This is a genomic window from Pseudoalteromonas sp. A25 (assembly GCF_009176705.1).
Classification (GTDB): domain Bacteria; phylum Pseudomonadota; class Gammaproteobacteria; order Enterobacterales; family Alteromonadaceae; genus Pseudoalteromonas.
In genome coordinates this window covers 1,913,675-1,933,680 of sequence record NZ_AP021846.1, presented here as the reverse complement: position 1 = coordinate 1,933,680, position 20,006 = coordinate 1,913,675, and the positions used below count along the sequence as shown (strand labels likewise).

The following is a 20,006-nucleotide window of genomic DNA, read 5'->3' as shown; positions in this document are numbered from 1 at the left end:
ACTAAGCTAACACACTATACGCGTGAATATAAATATTTTGTACTACAATGATTTTGACCACTATGCTGGAGATTATGTGATCACCATCACTGATTAGATGTAAACTGCGTGGAGGACTCGCTAAACTTACTTAGTATGTTATTAAAATCAGTAATGTTTGCTAATCGCCCTATAAGTTACTTAGCAAGTGTAATACCAATTTTATTAATACATTGATCATTCTAGCGAGCTAAATAACTCATTAACTGCGTTAAATATTTCTCATGTAGAATAACTACATAGCGAAATATTTTCCTTGATACTAAGCCATTTATCTGTCGCAATATCTGATCACCAATTTAATGCAATTGGTATAAAAGAAAAGTTATACTTGGGGGCTGATTATGTGGCCAGATGCATGGGCCACTACAGGAGCAATTTGGGGATGCATTTAAAGGTTAACCTGCTGCTGAACGAGTTTTCTCAAAAAATAATCAGCCAAAAAAATATAGGGCTGCAAATAAATAAAGGAGATACCTCACGGCTATCTCCCCTATTTAGTATTAACGCGATTAATCTAACTGCTTACTTATCATCACCGTGATAAACAGCAACAGGCTTGATAGCCACAAACACGCTTCAAGGCCGTAACTTTGATAGATAACCCCGGAGAACACCGTGCCCATTAATCGGCCCATAGCATTAGCCATATAGTAAAAACCCACGTCAAGCGATACACCATCACTGTCGGCAAATTTTACGATTAAATAGCTATGGAGCGACGAGTTAACCGCAAACACGCCACCAAAGCATAACAAGCCAATCACAATAACCCACATAGGCGCAATTTGGTTTGTCAGCGCTACAGCGATAGCAGCAGGTATAAGCGTTAGTAAAAGCGCCCAAAAGGTGAGTTGTTTAGCTGGGGTTGTTTGCTTGTTAGTACGGTTACTAATTTTTGGCGCATTAGCCTGTACCACACCATAAAAGATGATCCACGCCGCCATAAAGGTCCCAACCAGTGTATGGTCCCAGCCAAATGTTGACGACAAAAATACCGGTAACGCAATAACAAACCAAACGTCGCGCGACGCAAATAAGCACAAGCGCGCTGCCGACAATACATTTATTTGCCTGCTTTTAGAAAATAACTCACTAAACTTTGGTTTAAACTTCTTTTTACCTAAGTCTTGTTTGAGCAATATTAAGCTGCAAATCCAAGCAACTAAAAGCAGCCCTGTCATTGCCCATAGCGCACCTTGAAAGCCCAAGAGGGTAAGCAACGCACCGCCCATAAAAAAGCCAACGCCTTTGAGTGCATTTTTTGAACCAGTAAGACGAGCCACCCATTTGTAGAGTGTGCTGTCGGCATTTTCAGGCACTAGCAGCTTAATCGCACTTTTAGCGCTCATTTTATTTAGATCTTTGGCAATACCCGACAACGCTTGTGCTGCCATTACATAAGCCACGCTCAACCACTGTGGGTTAACAGCCAACATAACGAGCGCCAGTATTTGTAACGACAATCCAAAGTTCATGGTTTTGTTCAAACCAAGGCGTGCACCAAGCCACCCCCCTAGCAAGTTTGTAACAACCCCAAAAAACTCATAAAACAAAAACAACATGGCAATGCTAATTGGGCTGTAACCCAACTGATGAAAATAGAGCACCACAAGCATGCGCAGTGCACCATCAGTTAAGGTAAACGCCCAATAGTTACCAGTGATGATAAGATACTGTTTTATCTCACTAGAAAGCGTACTTATCATAGTTATTACGCAAACCGCTTAGCGACAACATAGCGAACAAGGTCAGCAGTACGATTCGCATACCCCCACTCATTATCATACCAAAGGTACATTTTTACTTGTGTGCCATTAACCACCATAGTTGATGGTGCATCGACTATTGAACTTCTTGGATCAGTACGATAGTCGATTGAAACCAAGGGGCGGGTCTCGTAGCCAAGAATGTCTTTAAGTTCATTTTGCGCAGCCGCTTTCATCCAACCGTTGATCTCATCAACACTTGTCTGTCGGCTTACTTCAAATACGCAATCAGTAATTGATGCGTTAGCAAGCGGTACTCGAATAGCATGGCCGTTTAACTTCCCTTTTAACTCAGGAAAAATATGTGTAATTGCTGTTGCTGAGCCCGTTGTGGTTGGGATCAAACTCATACCACAGGCACGTGCACGTCGTAAGTCTTTATGTGGCGCATCTAAAATTGTTTGCGTGTTGGTAATATCGTGAATGGTGGTCATAGAGCCATGCTCAATGCCAATTTTATCCTGTAGCACTTTAACCACAGGTGCTAAACAGTTAGTAGTACAAGAAGCTGCTGTCACAATGTCGTGTACACTGGCATCGTAGGCTTGATGATTAACCCCAAACACCACGTTTAAAACGCCTTCTTCCTTAACAGGTGCCGTTACCACCACTTGTTTTACGCCTTGGTCTAAATAGCCTTGTAATAATGCTTTAGTTTTCATTTTGCCAGATGCTTCAATCACCAAATCACAGTTAGACCAATCTGTTTGAGCGATTTCTTTATTATGTGTTACTGCAATGGCGCTGCCATTAATAAGCATACTGACATCGTTGGCATCAACGTCGTAATTCCAACGGCCATGCACAGAGTCAAAGTTCATCAAATGTGCCAAAGTCGCTGCATCGCCTGCGGGGTCATTAATATGCACAATTTCAATATTGTTACTTGCGTATAGCGCACGCATGGTTAAACGACCCATACGGCCAAACCCGTTAATACCTACTTTTATAGTCATCGTTGTTCCTTAATTAGTCGTTACAGCAACTTGCCACACGTTCTGGGCGTGACCCCATGGTATGGAGCTTTACAGTGGCTGATTGTAAAAATGATTGATTATGTTGATAAGTTTGCGTCAGGATATCTTTTATCCATTGCGGTAACTGCTCATTGATACGGTAATAAACCCATTGCTTGTGTTTACGATCCGTTAAAAGCCCTACTTTTCTTAGCTGCGCAAGATGTCGAGATATTTTCGGTTGGCTCAGCTCAAGCGCTGCCATTAGCTCGCATACACATAGCTCTTGCTCTTGCTCGATTAATAGCAAACATTGTAAACGTGTATTATCAGCAAGCGCTTTATAAAAAATCAGCAGGTCCATATTAACCTCTGTGCTTTAAATATACGGTAAATCATATATTCGCTTAACCATATATTCAATATTTAGTTATGAAATCGAATGGCAATTGATTAAAACGCGACAGTTGTCATACTCATTAACACAACAACAATACAGGATCATGACATGAATAATAAACAGGCCAGCTTAGAAGTAAATTTTGATGGATTAGTGGGGCCAACACACAATTATGCTGGGCTGTCTTATGGCAATGTAGCGTCTTTAAATAATGCCGATGGTGTATCAAACCCCAAACAAGCAGCGCTTCAGGGGCTTGCAAAAATGAAAGCAATGCATGATATGGGTTTAAAGCAAGGGGTATTTGCCCCGCATGCACGACCAGATACAGATGTACTAAGGCGTTTAGGGTTTACTGGCAACGACACACAAGTGATCAATAAGGTGGCAAAAGAATCACCTGTCTTATTGAGGGCGGTATACTCAGCGTCAGCGATGTGGACAGCCAATGCCGCAACAGTGTCTCCTTCATTAGATACACATGATGGCAAACTGCATTTTACAGCCGCTAACCTCAACAATAAGTTTCATCGCTCATTAGAGCCACAAACAACAACAGCATTGCTCAAAGCTATGTTCTGCGACAACGAGCGATTTGTGCATCATACTCATTTACCTGAGCAACCTTTTTTTGGTGATGAAGGCGCAGCTAATCATACGCGTTTATGTGATACCCACGCTAGCAAAGGGTTAGAGCTATTTGTGTATGGTGCCAGCAGTTTTAATAATTCAATACAAGGTCCCAAGAAATATCCAGCTCGACAAACACTCGAAGCCAGTCAAGCGATTGCCAGGCTACATAATATTAACGAACACCAAGCAATATACATTCAGCAAAACCCAGATGTGATAGATCAAGGCGTATTTCACAATGATGTTATTGCTGTTGGCAATGAAAATGTCCTGTTGTGTCATGAACAAGCCTTTTTAAACCAAAGCAAAACCTTGGAAAACTTGCGCCAAGCATATATTGGCGAAAAGCCACTTTATATCGTTGAGGTGCCAACACAAGCTGTAAGCGTTGAAGACGCAGTAAAGAGCTACTTATTTAACAGCCAACTTGTAACGCTAACCGATGGTTCGATGATGCTGGTAGCGCCTGAAGAGTGCAAAAACAACAGCAATGTAAGCCAATATATTGAGGCTTTATTGAGTATGGATAACCCGATAAATACTGTTAAATTTTTTGATCTTAGGCAAAGTATGCAAAATGGTGGCGGCCCAGCCTGTTTAAGATTAAGAGTGGCACTAACTGAGCCAGAACTGGCCAGCGTAAACCCCGAAGTCATGATGAGTGACAACAAGTTTTCCGCGTTGATCACTTGGGTAGATAAGCACTATCGCGATAAGTTAACAGACAGTGACCTTGCCGACCCACATTTAATTGTAGAAACACACACAGCACTAGATGAACTTACACAAATATTGGCACTTGGCAGCGTTTATCAATTTCAACGTTAGCTAAATCTAAAAAAGCCCAGCAATGCTGGGCTTACAACTAAGGGAAAATAATAATAACGACTTTATCTGTACAAAGTACTTGTTCCGCATTCAGTTACAACTGCAAGCCAACTGAACACTTTTTATGAAACAGCACTAAAGATACATGGTATATTGTATACAATCAAGAGTTGAAAGGTAATTTTGTGTCCTTTTGTGCAACCTGACTTTTACGCTCTGTGGGTGTATTTACCGCTTTGAAAATAAGCATTGCTATACAAGCCACAATTGCAATACATGCGTAAAGCGCCCACATCCAGTGCGGCTGGCCCGCTTCTAAAGCAAACTTTTTGTAACTCCAGCCCGATAAAAAGCCTGCAAATAAAAACCCTAACGCCATAGATACAAAGTAATATCCCATGTAAACCGCTGCTTGTGCTTTAGGCGCAATAAACGCAACATACTCCTGGCTTTTAGGTGACGTAAACATCTCCCCTACTGCTATCATTAAAATCACTGTCGTCACCGTTAAACCACTGAGCATACTTTTGTCACTTATTAACAATAAGAATGCCGACGCGGTTACCACTAGCCCTGCGGCTAACACATGCATTGGGTTAAATTTTTGGCATAAGTAACTAACTATTATTTGTAATATTACAATAGCAGCAAAATCAAGATTGATAAGGTACTCGGGGTTAATCTGTCTATAGGTGAGTAACTGCTCAGTAAAACGTTCAATATGCACTTGCTGTAATGCTCCAGCGGAGTCACTAACCAGCGCTACATGCGTAACCAGTGTTTTTAAATCTTCAATTGGCACATTCACTTTCAAATGTACCCACTCTAGCCGGAGCGCTTCTATGTTAACCGAGCCTGTTGTGGTTAATGTTATTGCCAACTCTTTTAACGCTTGCGCGATTACAACCTTGTCGACATAAGCAAAAAACTCAACAGCTCCTTGACCAAACAATGCAATGAAATTTACTAAATCTCGCGTGTCAGCAAAATCCCTAATAAACAAAGGTAGGGTATAAAACAACTGGTTATATACCGTCCAAAACAGTGAAAGTATAACGAGGTAAATAGCGAACTTAGCGTTACTGATACGCACCTTTTGTTGCCACCATGACGTGGCATTTTCATTTGCCAGTAAATGCCACGCTACGTTGATACACAGCCAGATTAAAATTAAAACGAGGCTTTGCAAATAACTTAGCCACTCAACGCCCGCAGCCATAAATAATGCAATGGATACAAATACTAAAAGTGCAAATCGCACATTGCCTAATACACTTTGAGCCTGTGATATAACCATTTTTAAACTTGTTGATGTACTGCGCACAGAGGGAGGATCACGGTAAAACAAGAGAACTGGAATAAAATTAATTGCAATCCAAAAAGCTGACATCATAAACACTGCATCCCAGCTAATTGCGCGCATTGACCCTGCTATTAATGGCCCTAAAAACCCGCCTATATTTACCATGGTATAAAAAATACCAAACCCCAGCCCTCTATTTTGATCATTGGTACTATGTGCGATAGTGCCCACAACAATAGGCTTAAAACAAGCCGCACCAATTGCGATACCACTGAGCACTAAAAAAAATAACGGGAATGACTTCACCTGCCCTAACAAGAAATAGCAAGGCGCCATGATGCTAAACGAAATAATAAATAAGCGCTTATAACCAAGTTTATCGCCCAATGCGCCTGTAATCACGGGCAATAAATACAAAAAAAATGGAATGATCCCCTGTATTGCACCACGTTGTGTTTCTGTAAAACCAACGCCCCCTTGGCTTACTGGTGTTGTCATGTAAATAGACGACACAGCAAAAAAACCATACCAGGCCAAGCGTTCAAAAATCTCCATGATGTTTGCGGTATAAAACCCAGAGCCAAATTCATACGCTGATTTATTTTTTTTGTAATTCATTTTGATAATCCGACATAATCGCTGTAAGGTATATTGCATACAATATACCCAAATATCAACAATGAGAACACCAAAATGCGAAAGTCACTACTTGTATTTTTATTTCTTACAACAGGCTGTACAGGCGTTATTGATCACAATCAGCAAAAGTTTGAGCCAATAGATACGGCTGATTTAAGAGCAGATATTCAAGTAATTGGGCGAACCAGTAAGCTAAAACAGGTAGACATAGCCTATCTAGGCAAAGCAGTACCTGCGACTTATAGTGACGGTAAAATTGGCAATAGCCGTGGCTATAATTGGTGGGTAAGCAAACATTTTGCATTAAAAAGTGACTTATCAGAAGAAAAAGTAAGGCTATATCTAGAGTTACTCGAAATGGCCTATCCACATTACGTGGAGTTATTTGGTATGGAACCACCAAATATTGAAAATCAACGTATTGCTGTCGTGTATGGTAGCTCCAGGGCACGCCTAAAAGAAGCCATGCTAGATGATGGTTTTTTACGTGGTATTCATAAAAACGCAGGCGGCGAGACAATGTACTATAACCGCGCAGGCTATAACTTTCCAAGCCACAGAGAGCACCATCAGCGCTACATTGTTATACATGAAACCATGCACGCTTTTCATATGGCATTAAATGGACACTCAACCTGGGCCCCTAATTGGATCACTGAAGGGCTAGCTGATGCCATAGCCAGTCATGTTTACTACCCAGACAAGCAGCAGTTGACCGTTATGGTGTTTGATAGAGCACCTATGAATTACATCACCACTGGGCTTGAGCAATACCAGCAAAGTAATAAGCCAACGATTGAACAAATTAATGATGATCCCCAACTAAAAAGGGGTCTCAATTTTTTTGTCATTCACTTTTTAATGGCAGATCCAATCAGGCAATTATACTTTAAGCGCTACTTGAGCAATTTGATGGCGCTGAATCCGCACTCAGAACACACGCTCCCAACAGCCAATAAGTTACTAAAAACTACGTTTAACGATTGGCATATGTTAGAGAAACAATTTGCTCAGTTTGTTCAAAGCATTAAACCGACTTTTAATATTGTATCTGGCCCATGGGAGCAAGATGGCAATGCTTATTGGTTACGCAGTGATGACGCAAAATCTTCACATCAGTTAGATATCTCTGCTAATCCACAAGCGAAACATGCAGTTTTGGACTTTCCCAAACCAGAATGGCCCATACAACTTGAGAACTCTGCGTGGTTAGTCGCAGCAAAACTCGATTTTGAACCCTCTCAACTGCATCGTGGCGAGATTGGAATCGCAATGTACCAAGGGGATACGCCACTACCACTTAAGTTAAAAGCAGCGAATCGGTTTGAATTAGAATTGCTTGCCTTTGGCGAAAAAAACCAAGTGTTAGCACTGAAACCTGAATTAACAGAAGACTTGAAGCAAGGTCAAGCGCTCACTTTTGCCATCAAGCAACGTAACAACGAGCTGCTAGTCACTGTTTATACCCAGTATAACAAGCAGGTAATGACATTTGAGCTGCCATTTAATACAACAATAAGCAACAGAAAAGCCAGTTTGATAGGTAAAGGGATGAATCACAAAATTACGCCTTACCTACACCAACACCAATTTGAATTGCCAAAGCTAAACAAATCGACGGCAGATCCTTGGTATTTTAATCACACGGCGCTATTTGTGAAGCTACTCAACACCTGTGAAAATGCGCTGATACAACTCCATGGTTGCCGCAAAGTGCTTGCAGAGTTAGCAATAAAACTAAAAATGCCCTCAGAGCATGCCAATATAGAGTCGCAGTTAAGCCTTTTAGCACAGCAATGGCAACCACAAATTGCAAAATACAGTGCTCACCATCACGTTACACCGCGATACGAGCAAACTTTCGACGGGGTGCACATGGATGTCGAAAACAAAAGTGAGCTGGATATTGCCATTTCTGGCCCCTACTCAGGAAAAACTACTGGCACCTTGTCGGTATATTTTTATTCGTTTGAGGACTCAGCGCAAAGTGCTGAGCTGTGGCAGCAGCATATTAAGCTCAGGCCTTATGAGCAAGAACATTGGTCACCTGATATAGCAAATTTAAAGCAGCTTAAAAATGGTATTGTGCATATTAAAGCAAAACTAGAGGTAGATGGTGAGCCATTGTTACTATCAAAGCAGTTAATATATTAAGTTTTGCTGAATCTTTTATACGGCCTTTTAACGAGTAAAAGCTTATCTCTCATTTTAAGAGGTAAGCTATATTTTTAAATTTTTTGAGCAAAAATATTAGTTTAATCTATATCTATCAATACCTTAAACGTAATGCCCCCATAATCACTATGCTCGGCTATTATTTCACCCTCATGCGCCAAAACGATTTGTTTGCAAATAGCAAGGCCCAAGCCGGAACCTCCTGAGTCTCGACTGCGAGATGCATCAACTCGGTAGAAGCGTTCAAATATCTTATTAAGCTGCTCATCAGTTACACCCGGTTCAGAATCACTCACGCTAAGAAGAGCCCGCCTTTTATTTGCTAAATTAACTACTTGTAAACAGAGGTGAGTTTGTCCATTTTTATGCGTATAGGCCAAACTATTATTAAGCAAATTAATGAGTATTTGTTTAAAACGCTCTGGGTCTACCTCGCACATTAATTGCTCAGACATAAACTCAACATCTAACGCTTGGTCTTGTGCGTCAAATTGAGGCTTAAAATCACTGACTACATCTTTTACTAATTCGTTTAATTCAACACGCTGTTTGATGAGTTGCATAACATTATTATCGTACTGAGCTGAGCGATAAATATCTGCAATTAAGTGATCAAGCTGTGCTATTTTTTGGTGTACCTTGCGATATGCTTTTTCGGTATCTGGTTCGATATTGTGCTCAAGAAGTTCAATAGATAATTTTAGTGCGGCCAGTGGCGTTCTCAGCTCGTGAGATACATCTGACAACAATTGATTTTTTTCTCTTAAGTTGGTTGCCAACATATCGGCACTTAAATTAGCAAGTTTTTGTTTTGCACGTAATCTAAAATAAATCATCAAAGCCACGCCAACTAACAACAACAACACTAAAAAAACCATTTTTCTTTGCAATTCAAGGTTATCAAGTTTTGCTTGCTGTAAGGCTTGCTCTTTTTGCAATAATTTTAACGCTTGCTCTTGGCGTATCACTTCGACATTCTGCGTTACTCGCTCTGATTGTCGCTGCTCTATATACTCATGAAGCTTTTGTTGCGTCTCTACAAAGCGTTTTAAAGCCGAGTAAGCATTGCGAGTATCACCTGACTGTTCATAAAGCTGAGCACTGACTTTGTGTAGCTCACTTTGATATTGCAAACCGGTATTAGCCATAGATAGCAATAAATCAATTTGCTCTGCTGCTTTATCAACGCGTTTTTGCGCAATAAAAATGTCCAACAACACCATTCGAACAGTGTGCTCGGTTCGCTTGGCTTTGGCAGCTACCGCAAGTTGCAGTGCATCATTTGCGATATTAAGCGCTTTATCGAACTGTTTTTTTGCGATATAGGCACGTGCTAAATTACTCTTTTGCCATGCCATATCACTAGGAGCGTTCATTTTCTTAGTAATGTAAATGCCATGATTAATATGTTCCAGCGCCAAATCCACTTTTCCCATGGCCAGATACACTTGCCCTAACTTTCCGTGACTATTTGCTACGTGGTAGGGATTACCCAAGGATTCATCAACCTTTAATGCTTGTAAGAAGTGTTTGAGCGCCTGAGGAAAACGGCCCATATCGCGGTATATTTCACCAATATTGTATAGTGAATCTGAAATGCCCTGCTGATTATCGGTTGCTTGTCTTAAACGTAAAGATAAATCATGATGTTTGAGCGCAAGTTCAACATTACCGGTGTAATCATAAATCACGCCAATCTTGTTATGAAAACGCGCCAGCCGTGAGGAGTCGTTGTTAGCAAGTTCAATCGCGCGCTTTGCATATTTTAATGCATTAGCGTAATCAGCCGATTCACGGTAACCTTTGCTCAATAAAGAATATAGATCGGCCTGTAAGCTTTGGTTCAAACTGACTTTACTATTTGCTAATAAAGCCAACCCCTCTTGGACGGTCTCTTTTGTTTGCTCTACATCATTATGACGCTCTGCTAACATTGCTTTCAATAAAATAGCGCGAGCTTTATATTCAGTAAACAGCCTGCTGTCATGCGTTTTATATAGATGATTAGCAATATGTGCAGCTTCATCATAAAGACCCATACTAATTTGGGCATGTGCAATAACTTCATTGAGCGCAAACCAAGCGGCTCTGTTAGAGTCTGGTGAATAGTTTTCTTTTTTAAGTAATTCTTGTGCTTGTTGTAATGCGAGTTCAGGGTTCGATTCTAATTGTTGCTGTAAAGTAGCATCAACTATCTGCCAATTATGCGGCTCAGCAAATACGGTTGCACACGCAAACAACGTCATGATGATACATGAGCGAAATATATGAATGAGTTTATACACTTCAATCCAATAAATTTTTATAAATCAGAGCTAAGTTTAAAGTAATTAAAAAATTTATAAATAACTGGATCGCTTACACTACATTACAGGTAGGTATCAGTTTCACTTCTATCAGATAGCGATTATTGCGTCGCTTTTGTTCTGTAAACCTCACTACGATAGTGTGTTTTGCCGGCATAAATTACTTGGCTATCTTTTACGTCAAACCCTAAATAGGCGTTAATAGGCTGCTTAGCCAATAGCTGTAAAGCGTCGCCAAGCTTGTAGGTAGTGAGTGTTTCACCATAAAGGCTAACTAGGTATAGGATGTGATCTTCAATTAAAAGCTGAGAAAATTCTGGTAAATCACCGATAAAAGAGAGTTGCTCCTTACCTACATTGAGTAACATTTGCTCTACAGAGGCGCGATATATCTTATTCTCTCTATCCACATAAAAATGTATGTTTGGATTTTTTGGATCAACCAGAATATGAGTAAAGTCATCATGCAGCTGAGCTACTTTTTGCATATCTGTATTCATTATCCAAACGTGTCTTTTATCTTGTTGCTTGATAGTAATCGAAAAAAGCGTGTTTGTTAGCCAATGCTGGGCATAGGTATACCCTTCGATGTAAGTATTTTTGATACTTCCTTCGCGCTGTGTCGGGACTAGCCATAAACGATGTTTGCCCCTTAAAAGTAAAAGAGTATCGTCTTGTGACAGCGCCATCGCTTTAATCCTAGAATTATGTGCAAGCTCTGTGACAAGCCTAGCCGACTCACCGGGGGCTTGGAAATACACTTGAGAATGCCCTGAACGGTTAGATAGAAAATAGTGGCCTGACTTTGTATGCGCAAATAAAGGCTCTCGGTCAATTACACTGCTATTATCCAGCGCATAATTTGTTGCTAGCCATTTTATGTCTATATTTTTGTCGCTGCTAACAAATACATAGTCAACTTGGTTTGGGTGACGCACAATATTGCAGCATAAACGCTCGTTTACGTTTGCAATTAAACTTGAGTCTTGAGTATTTAATGATTGATACATCAATCGACTCGTCGGAGCAGGTGTAATATAAACTACCCCCTGTGCTTGGTGGTCCCAGGTTACATGTTCAACTATGCTCGCAAACTCTTTTAATTTTTCAAGCTTGCCTGAGGACGTCTGGTAAACAAAAGCCCCCGTTTTCCCTGCGAGAGAATGAGCAGTAATTAGTAATTCATTGTTAATTGGGTGTATATCCAATGAAGCTATACGCCAGTGAGCCCCTAAATCTAGGTTAATCTGCTGAAGTTCTTCTCCCATGCGAGACATATACAGTTGATTATCATGTTCGTGCCTTTTAGCGTGTGCCAAAACATACAAAGTCTCGCTTCGCGTATCAAATTTTGAATTATGAATTGTACGCTCGCCACATAGCGAAAACTCAACTCTATCGTCTGATAACTGGCCGCTCTCTATATCAACGTCAGTAACAAACCAGCCGCATTCAGATGAGTAGCCTTTGTATAGAAGCTTACCATTTGAAAAGCCTACTAGCTCATCAATATAGTGCTTGGTCATATCAACCTCCCTTGGGAGCGCTGATTTTCCATCACTTAGCCACAGCGTTTTACCCCGTTGGGTTGCATTGATAAACAACATATTGCCGATATCATCAACAAATACAGGAGGACTTTTAGAGCCATGAAAACGACTTAGTGTTTGAGTATCACCATAATGGTGCTCGTTTTTAAACATACTAAAAGCAACAACTAATACCAGCAACACACCAATAAAAATGCTCGAAATTAGTTTTATATTCAGCTTATGCTGACTGTTTTTGTATGCTGGTGAAAGCAAGCTTTCATTGCGTTCAATAGCAACAACATCACAAACAAAACGATAGCCAAGTTTAGGGACAGTTTGAATATATGTTGGCTCTTTAGCATCGTCTCCCAGCGCCTTACGTAAATTTGCGACCAGTTTATTTATCGCATTATCGGTAACAATAACGCCATTCCAAATTTCATTTTGAAGCTCGTCTCTATTTATGATTCTGTGTGGATTTGCAACAAAGTACTGTAATAACGCGGTTTGCCTGGGATCAAGGTTTACTTCTGTAAACTCTGTTGATAGACGAGATAAGGTAAGATCAAACTGAAATTCACCAAACTGTAGTACTGACATTTGCTTATTCTATTTTCTTGAACGCGCTAGCATACTAAGCGGTTTATTTTTGAATGCAAATGTAAATATGTATGAAAGTGTGAATGACACGGTTCAAACCGTGTCTTGCACTCCTTGATCGTTAATTGCTGAGAGTATATTTAACTCACTGCGCTTAACTTCTTTAAGCAAAGCAATACGGTTCATCTCCATGAAAAGCCACAACTTTATTGCTATTTGAGATATCAGTCCAACAATGAACCAGACAGCCCAAAAAATTTGTAATGAAGGCGTTGTAGCAATAACAAACTGATATCCAGCATATACAAAACCAATGGTTATAAGAAGACCTGCAAGCGTTGATATTATTACCCATAAACGCATACTACCCTGATAAATATCTGATAAGCGGCCAAATAAACCCTGATCACTACTAATGATTGAGTCTAAATGTTGCTGCTCAGCAATTAAGCTTTCTTTGATTTTTTTGTCAATATTCATATTCAATACTCCTGATAGTTCCCATTATTCGCTTGCAAGCTCTAACAATGTCGCTCTAGCCCTATGCAATGTTGATTTCACAGTGCCAACGGCCATTTCTAGAACCGCGCTAATATCAGCAAGTGTCATTTGCTCAAAGTAAAATAAATAAACGATATGCCTTTGAATATCTGGTAATTTATTTATTAATACAAGTACATCATAGTGTTGCTCAACTGTTGGTGCATAACCTTCTTCATCTATCGGTAGTAAAATGTGCTTATTTTTACGAATAAGATCAATAAAACGCCGATATATTAATCTATATAGCCATGCTTTAAATGCGCCTGGCTCCTTTAGTTTTGTAATGTCTTTGGCTACGCATGCCCATGCTTCTTGGGTTACATCGTCAGCCATTGAAGGACAACGCGTTAATTTGAGCGCAAACCGATAACTTGGCAGGTAAAGCGCATTACAGAGCTTTTCAAAAGACGCTTTATCTCCATGCTGAGCTTCAAGTACAAGTATCGCTATTTCACTGGCATTCATAACACTCCAAAAAATTAATGCTTTAATATAAAGGCGTACCAAAGCGTCAAAAGGTTCTGAACGATTCAATTTTATTATTCGCGTTGTGCCATTGGTGCCAGCCTAAGTATTAATTTCTTTTATATGCTCTTCAATAAATAGACTATAATGAGGCTATACAGCATGCTGTAAACCTATCAGACTTTAGTGAATTATGAAGTATCTACTGCTATTTCTATCAATCATCAGCTATCCCCTATGGGCTCAAACCTATCAATTTGCATCCATCAATTACTTAATTGAACAAGAAGTTGGCCGTATTGTAATGACAGAGGTGTATAGGCAGCTTGGCTTAAACATTGTCATCACGCCCTTGCCTGGCAAAAGAGCGCAGTATGTGACGGCATCAGGATTAAATGATGGCGAGATTATGCGTATATACAGCTATGGAGATGAAACCCCTGTGACAATGCGTGTTCCGACTCCATATTACTACTTAGAGACTATGGTTTTCACCAAAAAAGGCAGTGGTATCATAATCAATAATGCAGCAGACTTAGCGAAGTATCATATCGTTAAAGTGAGAGGAGTAAAACATACTGAAAATATAACGAGAGGACTAAAAAACGTTACAGATACCGACAATACGGCGCAAATGTTTAAGTTAGTCGCTGCAGGGTTAGCTGATGTAGCTATCACCAATCGAGTTGATGGTCTCATTGTACTCAAACATTTAGGCATTACAGATATTGTCCCACATAAAAAAAGCCTAGATAAACAGGCGTTATATCACTATATTCGTCGCGACCATGTTCAGTTGATAAAACAGATAGACGAAAAGCTCAAAGAGCTGTCAAGCAATGGAATGCTCGCCAAAATTGTTTCAAACGCTGAGCACGAAGTATTTAATCGCAAGCAGCGATTCAGCTTAGACCATTAATCACCATCCCTGATACAAAGCATATCTGTTTTTGTCACCAATACAGTACGCTATTGAAAAAATTAGGCTAATATTTAAGCTAAAATATATCGTCAACCTGCCGATATATAAATAATCAGATGAAAAACAACATATTATACAACCTATATCCTTATGTAATAGAGTGTAATAACCACTTTTTATAAATAGCGTTACACTCACATTATTTGCTGTAAGCGGTACACGCAGTGTTTTATTATTTAGCTGTAACTTTTACGGGTTTTGCAAAATGAAATTGTCAAAGGAAGAAACACTGTTCATTTCACAAGTATTAAAAGATGAAGGTGAACCACATTTCGATATATGTTTAGAAGAGCGTTGTGCCTCGCAGCTAAAGCATTGGCTACACACACTCAGTCAAGCATCAGACATACAGCTGGTGGCCAAAGTCAACTCTGAAGTTGTTTATTTCCCGGCCCACTTGCATACCTCTGCTGATGGCGCCCCAACCTTTTCCTGTGACTTACCGAATATTTTTAATGCGGAGTCTAACAACCGACATTGGATCACAAAGCGCTTGTCAGGCATCGTTTTAGAAGTGCCTACAATATGTACACGCTTTCCGGTACTGTCTTTATCTCTTTCAGGATTGGTTATCCGAACTCATCCGTTTATGGCAATAACACTAAAGAAAGCATTAACTGAAAACATAGTTACATTGCATTTACAAGGAGATAAACAGGTTACGTTTGAGGTTGAGCTATCAAAAATAGTAAACGACACCGCTGTGTCTTTAGAAATCATGAATATACATGAAGGGCTACATGACCTTAAACAGACGATTTTTGAACTATACAGCGAAACTTTAGACTGAACTTTAATAACCAGTTCAAGAAAATTGCTCCATTATCACCTTACTGGCGAGCAGCAAAAATACAACACCTAATACTTTATCCACTACCGTTTGTTTATTTTGTAAATCAAATTTCTTCTTTGCACCCGCACTGATCATAGAGACCATAAAATACCAAGCTGTATCAATAAGCAATACCGTGATACACATTATAAATACAGTCATGCTTGTTAGCTGATCAGGTACTATAAATTGAGAAAAAAGCGCCAAGAAAAAAACCGCTAATTTGGGGTTTAAAAATGCTATTGCAAAACCATCCTGCGCTGCTTGTCTGTAATTCACAATAGGTTGAGAATGAACTTCAACACCTTTTGAACTGCTTAATAATATTTTTATGCCCATGTATGCTAAATATACAGCACCAGCGATTACCATTCCTTTAAAGAATGACGGGTAATGGGTTATCAACCCCGCCAGTCCTAACAAAGAAACCATGGCATATAATCCGACGCCCACACCATGAGAGATACTTGCAACGACTCCGTGCAACATACTGTTATGCAAAGAATGCTTAAGCACTACGGCAAGGCTTGGGCCCGGAGACATCGCACCCAAAATACATATTACAGCTAAACTCACCCAAGTAGACAATTCCATTAACGATCCTCACTGTTAAAACTGATATGGTATGAAATAATCAGCTTTATGTCAGCAAATATGTTGAAAGCAAAATTTGAGTTAGTAAGGCTCCTGTAAAGGCCCTTTACAGTGGTTATTTAAAGGTTTTCTATGTCGATTAAATACTTTTCGGCTTGGTTTAATATCTCTGACCTTTGAGTGTCTGTTTTTTTATTCCAATTAGCATAAACAAGTTTTTGCCGCGGATTATTGGAAAATAACGCTTCATGCTGACTCATAAAATGCCAATAGAGTGAGTTTAATGGACATGCCTTACACCCTACAGCCTGAGAAACCTCATAGTGACACTTATTACAGTAATCAGACATTTTATTTACATAATTGCCACTTGCCGCGTAAGCCTTTGAACCCACAATGCCACCATCAGCAAATTGACTCATACCTCGTGTATTAGGCAACTCGACCCACTCTATTGCATCAATGTATATACCTAAATACCATTGATCTACATCATCTGGTGATATGCCTGCGAGTAAGCAAAAATTACCAGTAACCATCAGTCTTTGAATATGATGTGCATATGCGTGCTCTAGTGATTGTTCTATTGCGTGTCTAAGGCAACGCATCTTTGTATTACCATCCCAAAACCACGCTGGTAGTTGCTTATCTGCATGTAAAGTGTTGAGCTGTGCGTACTGAGGCATATTTGCCCAGTATATCCCTCTGACAAACTCTCTCCACCCTAGAATTTGCCTAACAAATCCCTCTATTTGCGCCAACGTAACTTTGTCACTATTGCTAACGTGGTACTCAAGCGCCTTATTTACTACATAATGAGGACTTATCATTTTGCAATTAAGCGCAAAAGACAGTCTTGAATGAAACAAACTCCACTGTTTTTTTTGAAAAGCATTATCAAGCTCGCCACTCATAGCATCCTGAAAGTAGCCAAAATACGCTAGGCAATGCTGACAAAAATAATCAACCAATTGTTTCGCTTGAGTTCGCGTTGTGGGCCACACTAATACATTATTACTAATTGATCCGATTGTTCTTATATTATGTCGCTCTATACGTTTAATAATGGAAGTAACGTCATGTTCAAATCTCTTCGGATCAGGTACTTTGTCAAAGTCATTTGGTTTTAATTTATTTCTGTTTTTTTCATCAAAGTTCCAACGTTCTCCTACTGGGTTTTGGCCATCCATTAGTATGTTGAATCGTTTGCGCATTTTTCGATAAAATGCTTCCATTCTGTGGCGTTTACCCGCCTTAAACTCTCGTTTTAGGGCATTTTCATCGAGATAAAAGTGCTCAGTTTCAACGCATGTAGTAGTTATCTCAAGTGATTTTGTATAGTTTAAAAGTTGCTCTTTGAGTCTAAATTCGTCGGGCAACTGATATGAAAATTCTTTAACGTTATAACGAGACATTAAGTCTGAAAGCAGCTCAGGTAACGTTCCATATGCCATTGTATCGTCTAGCGTTAAATGGAGCACATGATGTTCAGCCTGAACCAAGGCCGATGCAAAGTTTTCCATGGCACTAAAAAACGCACAAACTTTTTGAATATGATGTTGAGTGTATGAGCATTCTTGATGAAGTTCAGCAATAACGTACAATACATCATCGGACTTCTCTTTAAACCAACTATGCTGTGCATTAAGTTGGTCACCAAGTACCAGCCTAAGTTGTTTGTAAGTCGTATTCATCGTACATCCTTTATTTTTTCGCGGTTATTAGCGCAACGCTTTGAGCAATACTTCACGTTATCCCAATCTCTGCACCACTTTTTACGCCAGCTGAATGGACGCAAGCAAACAACACATGTTTTAGAAGGTAGGCTATTTTTACTCATAGTGCAGGCCAGTCTACTAGGTCAACTGAATCGATCTCATTTATGCCACTTCGCTCGCCATGCCACTTGGTGATAAATAAACCATTTTTATCGTATATATGCGTTTGCTTGTTTATATCAAAGTGCCTTCCGCCCCTTGGATCAACACCAACGCCCGCAATGTATTGCCAGTTTCCCCAATTTGACGCAACATCATGATCAATTAACTGTTTTTGGAAATATGCCGCACCATAGCGCCAATCTACTGCTAATTCATTGACCAAACAGCTCGCGACTATTTGCCTCGCGCGATTTGAGATATAACCGGTTCTATTTAATTGGTTCATACAAGCATTTACTAACGGGTATGGTGTCTGTCCACTACACCATTTTGCAAACCGCTGCGGATAAAAACTGGTAAGTGGTCTTTTAGATACATTGCCTTTGAACAAGAAAAATAGCCTACCATTTTTAGCAAGCAACCACTGAAAATATTCTCGCCACAGTAATTCAAACCCTATCCAATACGTCGAGTCGTTTTTGCATCGTTGTTTTTCATATTGCTTAAGCGTATGCCAAACATATCTTGGTGAAATATTGCCTAATGCCAAATAGGAGCTGAACTTTGTTGAATTATTCCAACCATCAAGTTCGTTTCGTGTTTGTTTATAAGAGGCAGGCGATGATGAAGAAAAATACGCAGTTACATGATTAATAGCGTGATATTCGCCGCCAATAAATCGCGTAGCCTCGCCATCTGCTTTATCGTTGTATTTACAGCTTATGAACTGCTGTTCAATAACATCGAGTTTAGCACTAAACTCCTTGCTGTTGGTTTCGTTATTTAATACCAACGGCGCTGGCCACGCGCTTTCAATTGCCGTAGTTGGTTTAGGAATATCGACCTTATTTTGCTCAACGTATTTTCGAAACGCGCTAAAAGATTGCAATGGTACCTGAACGTGATTGATTTGATTTTCGTTAAATAGCGTGTAGTTGCCTACCCTGTGTACGTGCACATTTTCTAAACGACGCTCAAGTAAAGATACCGCATGTTTTTCATATGTACCAAACTGCTTAGACACATAAATAGTTTTCACACCGTTGTCTTTCACAAAGCGTAAGATAGACTCCTGTGGGTCGCCAATCTGCACGTATAAATAGTGCCCTCGGCTATTTAAACTATTTTGTAAATCTTCTAGTGCGCTTTTTAAAAACCGCCAACGGTGAGCGCCCATAAAGCGCTGCTGGTAATTTATTGGCCGAAACCACTGAGGGTCTACTATATAAATAAAGGCAACTTCTGTATGGTTGGTTAAAAGTAGATTGATCCCATGATTATCAGTTAAGCGTAAGTCATGCGTAAACCAATAAAGTGCTTTAGACATTCTGCATTGGCCCTATAAAACAATTATCTAAGCGTTAATACGTTGAATAGTTAGATTAGTTCACTTACTTACTATTAAAATGCTAAAACCCCAACTCGTAAAAACCAAAAACAAAGCATATAAATCATACAATTAAGGCAAGCTAGATTGTCTTATCACCTTTTTGTCACTCAATTTCCTTGCTTTATCACGCCTTTATCTAA

At 39.7% G+C, this 20,006-nt stretch carries 16 protein-coding genes; 4 read left to right on the top strand and 12 right to left on the bottom strand.

Going from position 1 to position 20,006, the window contains the following annotated elements:
- Positions 1–551: 551 nt before the first annotated feature.
- Genes arsJ through GDK41_RS08155 form a run of 3 tightly spaced genes read right to left on the bottom strand, consistent with a single transcriptional unit; the run spans position 552 to position 3,128 of the window.
- Positions 552–1,748 (bottom strand): organoarsenical effux MFS transporter ArsJ, encoded by a 1,197-nt coding sequence (gene arsJ, locus GDK41_RS08165; protein ID WP_152085942.1) that lies wholly within the window; start codon positions 1,746–1,748, stop codon positions 552–554.
- Between the two features lie 5 nt (positions 1,749–1,753).
- The gene (locus tag GDK41_RS08160; protein WP_152085941.1) at positions 1,754–2,764 is read right to left on the bottom strand and encodes an ArsJ-associated glyceraldehyde-3-phosphate dehydrogenase; all 1,011 of its coding nucleotides are present in this window, start codon (positions 2,762–2,764) and stop codon (positions 1,754–1,756) included.
- Between the two features lie 13 nt (positions 2,765–2,777).
- Positions 2,778–3,128, bottom strand: coding sequence for a metalloregulator ArsR/SmtB family transcription factor (locus tag GDK41_RS08155; protein WP_152085940.1), 351 nt, complete (start codon positions 3,126–3,128; stop codon positions 2,778–2,780).
- A gap of 144 nt (positions 3,129–3,272) precedes the next feature.
- Here GDK41_RS08155 and astB point away from each other — a divergent pair, with 144 nt between their 5' ends.
- Complete coding sequence (gene astB, locus GDK41_RS08150; protein WP_152085939.1) at positions 3,273–4,625, top strand: N-succinylarginine dihydrolase; 1,353 nt, start codon at positions 3,273–3,275, stop codon at positions 4,623–4,625.
- A 163-nt stretch (positions 4,626–4,788) separates the two neighbouring features.
- On the opposite strand, the gene GDK41_RS08145 is transcribed toward astB, so the two are convergent.
- Positions 4,789–6,546, bottom strand: a complete 1,758-nt coding sequence (locus GDK41_RS08145) for an MFS transporter (protein ID WP_232056549.1) — start codon at positions 6,544–6,546, stop codon at positions 4,789–4,791.
- A gap of 75 nt (positions 6,547–6,621) precedes the next feature.
- Here GDK41_RS08145 and GDK41_RS08140 point away from each other — a divergent pair, with 75 nt between their 5' ends.
- Positions 6,622–8,721: a hypothetical protein gene (locus GDK41_RS08140; RefSeq protein WP_152085937.1), complete on the top strand. Its 2,100-nt coding sequence runs from the start codon at positions 6,622–6,624 to the stop codon at positions 8,719–8,721.
- 101 nt (positions 8,722–8,822) lie between these two features.
- Here GDK41_RS08140 and GDK41_RS08135 read toward each other — a convergent pair whose 3' ends face one another.
- The 4 genes from GDK41_RS08135 to GDK41_RS08120 form a co-directional block, all read right to left on the bottom strand.
- Complete coding sequence (locus GDK41_RS08135; RefSeq protein ID WP_152085936.1) at positions 8,823–10,988, bottom strand: tetratricopeptide repeat protein; 2,166 nt, start codon at positions 10,986–10,988, stop codon at positions 8,823–8,825.
- Positions 10,989–11,149: 161 nt separating this feature from the next.
- A complete protein-coding gene (locus GDK41_RS08130) occupies positions 11,150–13,180 on the bottom strand; it encodes a winged helix-turn-helix domain-containing protein (protein ID WP_152085935.1) in 2,031 nt (676 codons plus the stop codon).
- A 93-nt stretch (positions 13,181–13,273) separates the two neighbouring features.
- Positions 13,274–13,660 carry a DUF6768 family protein gene (locus GDK41_RS08125; RefSeq protein ID WP_152085934.1) on the bottom strand — a complete coding sequence of 129 codons (387 nt, stop codon included), beginning with the start codon at positions 13,658–13,660 and terminating at the stop codon, positions 13,274–13,276.
- Between the two features lie 24 nt (positions 13,661–13,684).
- Positions 13,685–14,188 carry an RNA polymerase sigma factor gene (locus GDK41_RS08120; RefSeq protein ID WP_152085933.1) on the bottom strand — a complete coding sequence of 168 codons (504 nt, stop codon included), beginning with the start codon at positions 14,186–14,188 and terminating at the stop codon, positions 13,685–13,687.
- Positions 14,189–14,381: 193 nt separating this feature from the next.
- On the opposite strand from GDK41_RS08120, the gene GDK41_RS08115 reads away from it, so the two are divergent.
- Both GDK41_RS08115 and GDK41_RS08110 read left to right on the top strand, forming a co-directional pair.
- Positions 14,382–15,107 (top strand): substrate-binding periplasmic protein, encoded by a 726-nt coding sequence (locus GDK41_RS08115; RefSeq protein WP_152085932.1) that lies wholly within the window; start codon positions 14,382–14,384, stop codon positions 15,105–15,107.
- Between the two features lie 268 nt (positions 15,108–15,375).
- Positions 15,376–15,960: a hypothetical protein gene (locus GDK41_RS08110; RefSeq protein ID WP_152085931.1), complete on the top strand. Its 585-nt coding sequence runs from the start codon at positions 15,376–15,378 to the stop codon at positions 15,958–15,960.
- A 15-nt stretch (positions 15,961–15,975) separates the two neighbouring features.
- Here the strand turns inward: GDK41_RS08110 and GDK41_RS08105 are convergent, their stop codons facing one another.
- The 4 genes from GDK41_RS08105 to GDK41_RS08090 form a co-directional block, all read right to left on the bottom strand.
- Positions 15,976–16,596 carry a LysE family translocator gene (locus tag GDK41_RS08105; RefSeq protein ID WP_152085930.1) on the bottom strand — a complete coding sequence of 207 codons (621 nt, stop codon included), beginning with the start codon at positions 16,594–16,596 and terminating at the stop codon, positions 15,976–15,978.
- Positions 16,597–16,715: 119 nt separating this feature from the next.
- A complete protein-coding gene (locus tag GDK41_RS08100) occupies positions 16,716–18,290 on the bottom strand; it encodes a cryptochrome/photolyase family protein (RefSeq protein WP_152085929.1) in 1,575 nt (524 codons plus the stop codon).
- Positions 18,287–18,436: a DUF2256 domain-containing protein gene (locus tag GDK41_RS08095; protein WP_152085928.1), complete on the bottom strand. Its 150-nt coding sequence runs from the start codon at positions 18,434–18,436 to the stop codon at positions 18,287–18,289. Before GDK41_RS08095 ends, GDK41_RS08100 begins: the two co-directional genes overlap by 4 nt.
- On the bottom strand, positions 18,433–19,803 hold the full coding sequence (locus tag GDK41_RS08090) for a DASH family cryptochrome (protein WP_152085927.1): 1,371 nt from the start codon (positions 19,801–19,803) through the stop codon (positions 18,433–18,435). Before GDK41_RS08090 ends, GDK41_RS08095 begins: the two co-directional genes overlap by 4 nt.
- Between the last annotated feature and the right edge of the window lie 203 nt (positions 19,804–20,006).

Excerpts from the sequence above, each read along its gene's own strand:
- GDK41_RS08100 (WP_152085929.1), bottom strand. The coding sequence starts at position 18,290 with ATGAATACGACTTACAAACAACTTAGGCTGGTACTTGGTGACCAACTT.
- GDK41_RS08095 (WP_152085928.1), bottom strand. The coding sequence starts at position 18,436 with ATGAGTAAAAATAGCCTACCTTCTAAAACATGTGTTGTTTGCTTGCGT.
- astB (WP_152085939.1), top strand. The coding sequence starts at position 3,273 with ATGAATAATAAACAGGCCAGCTTAGAAGTAAATTTTGATGGATTAGTG.
- GDK41_RS08120 (WP_152085933.1), bottom strand. The coding sequence starts at position 14,188 with ATGAATGCCAGTGAAATAGCGATACTTGTACTTGAAGCTCAGCATGGA.
- GDK41_RS08145 (WP_232056549.1), bottom strand. The coding sequence starts at position 6,546 with ATGAATTACAAAAAAAATAAATCAGCGTATGAATTTGGCTCTGGGTTT.
- GDK41_RS08160 (WP_152085941.1), bottom strand. The coding sequence starts at position 2,764 with ATGACTATAAAAGTAGGTATTAACGGGTTTGGCCGTATGGGTCGTTTA.
- GDK41_RS08115 (WP_152085932.1), top strand. The coding sequence starts at position 14,382 with ATGAAGTATCTACTGCTATTTCTATCAATCATCAGCTATCCCCTATGG.
- GDK41_RS08135 (WP_152085936.1), bottom strand. The coding sequence starts at position 10,988 with ATGACGTTGTTTGCGTGTGCAACCGTATTTGCTGAGCCGCATAATTGG.
- arsJ (WP_152085942.1), bottom strand. The coding sequence starts at position 1,748 with ATGATAAGTACGCTTTCTAGTGAGATAAAACAGTATCTTATCATCACT.
- GDK41_RS08140 (WP_152085937.1), top strand. The coding sequence starts at position 6,622 with ATGCGAAAGTCACTACTTGTATTTTTATTTCTTACAACAGGCTGTACA.
- GDK41_RS08105 (WP_152085930.1), bottom strand. The coding sequence starts at position 16,596 with ATGGAATTGTCTACTTGGGTGAGTTTAGCTGTAATATGTATTTTGGGT.
- GDK41_RS08155 (WP_152085940.1), bottom strand. The coding sequence starts at position 3,128 with ATGGACCTGCTGATTTTTTATAAAGCGCTTGCTGATAATACACGTTTA.
- GDK41_RS08090 (WP_152085927.1), bottom strand. The coding sequence starts at position 19,803 with ATGTCTAAAGCACTTTATTGGTTTACGCATGACTTACGCTTAACTGAT.
- GDK41_RS08130 (WP_152085935.1), bottom strand. The coding sequence starts at position 13,180 with ATGTCAGTACTACAGTTTGGTGAATTTCAGTTTGATCTTACCTTATCT.
- GDK41_RS08125 (WP_152085934.1), bottom strand. The coding sequence starts at position 13,660 with ATGAATATTGACAAAAAAATCAAAGAAAGCTTAATTGCTGAGCAGCAA.
- GDK41_RS08110 (WP_152085931.1), top strand. The coding sequence starts at position 15,376 with ATGAAATTGTCAAAGGAAGAAACACTGTTCATTTCACAAGTATTAAAA.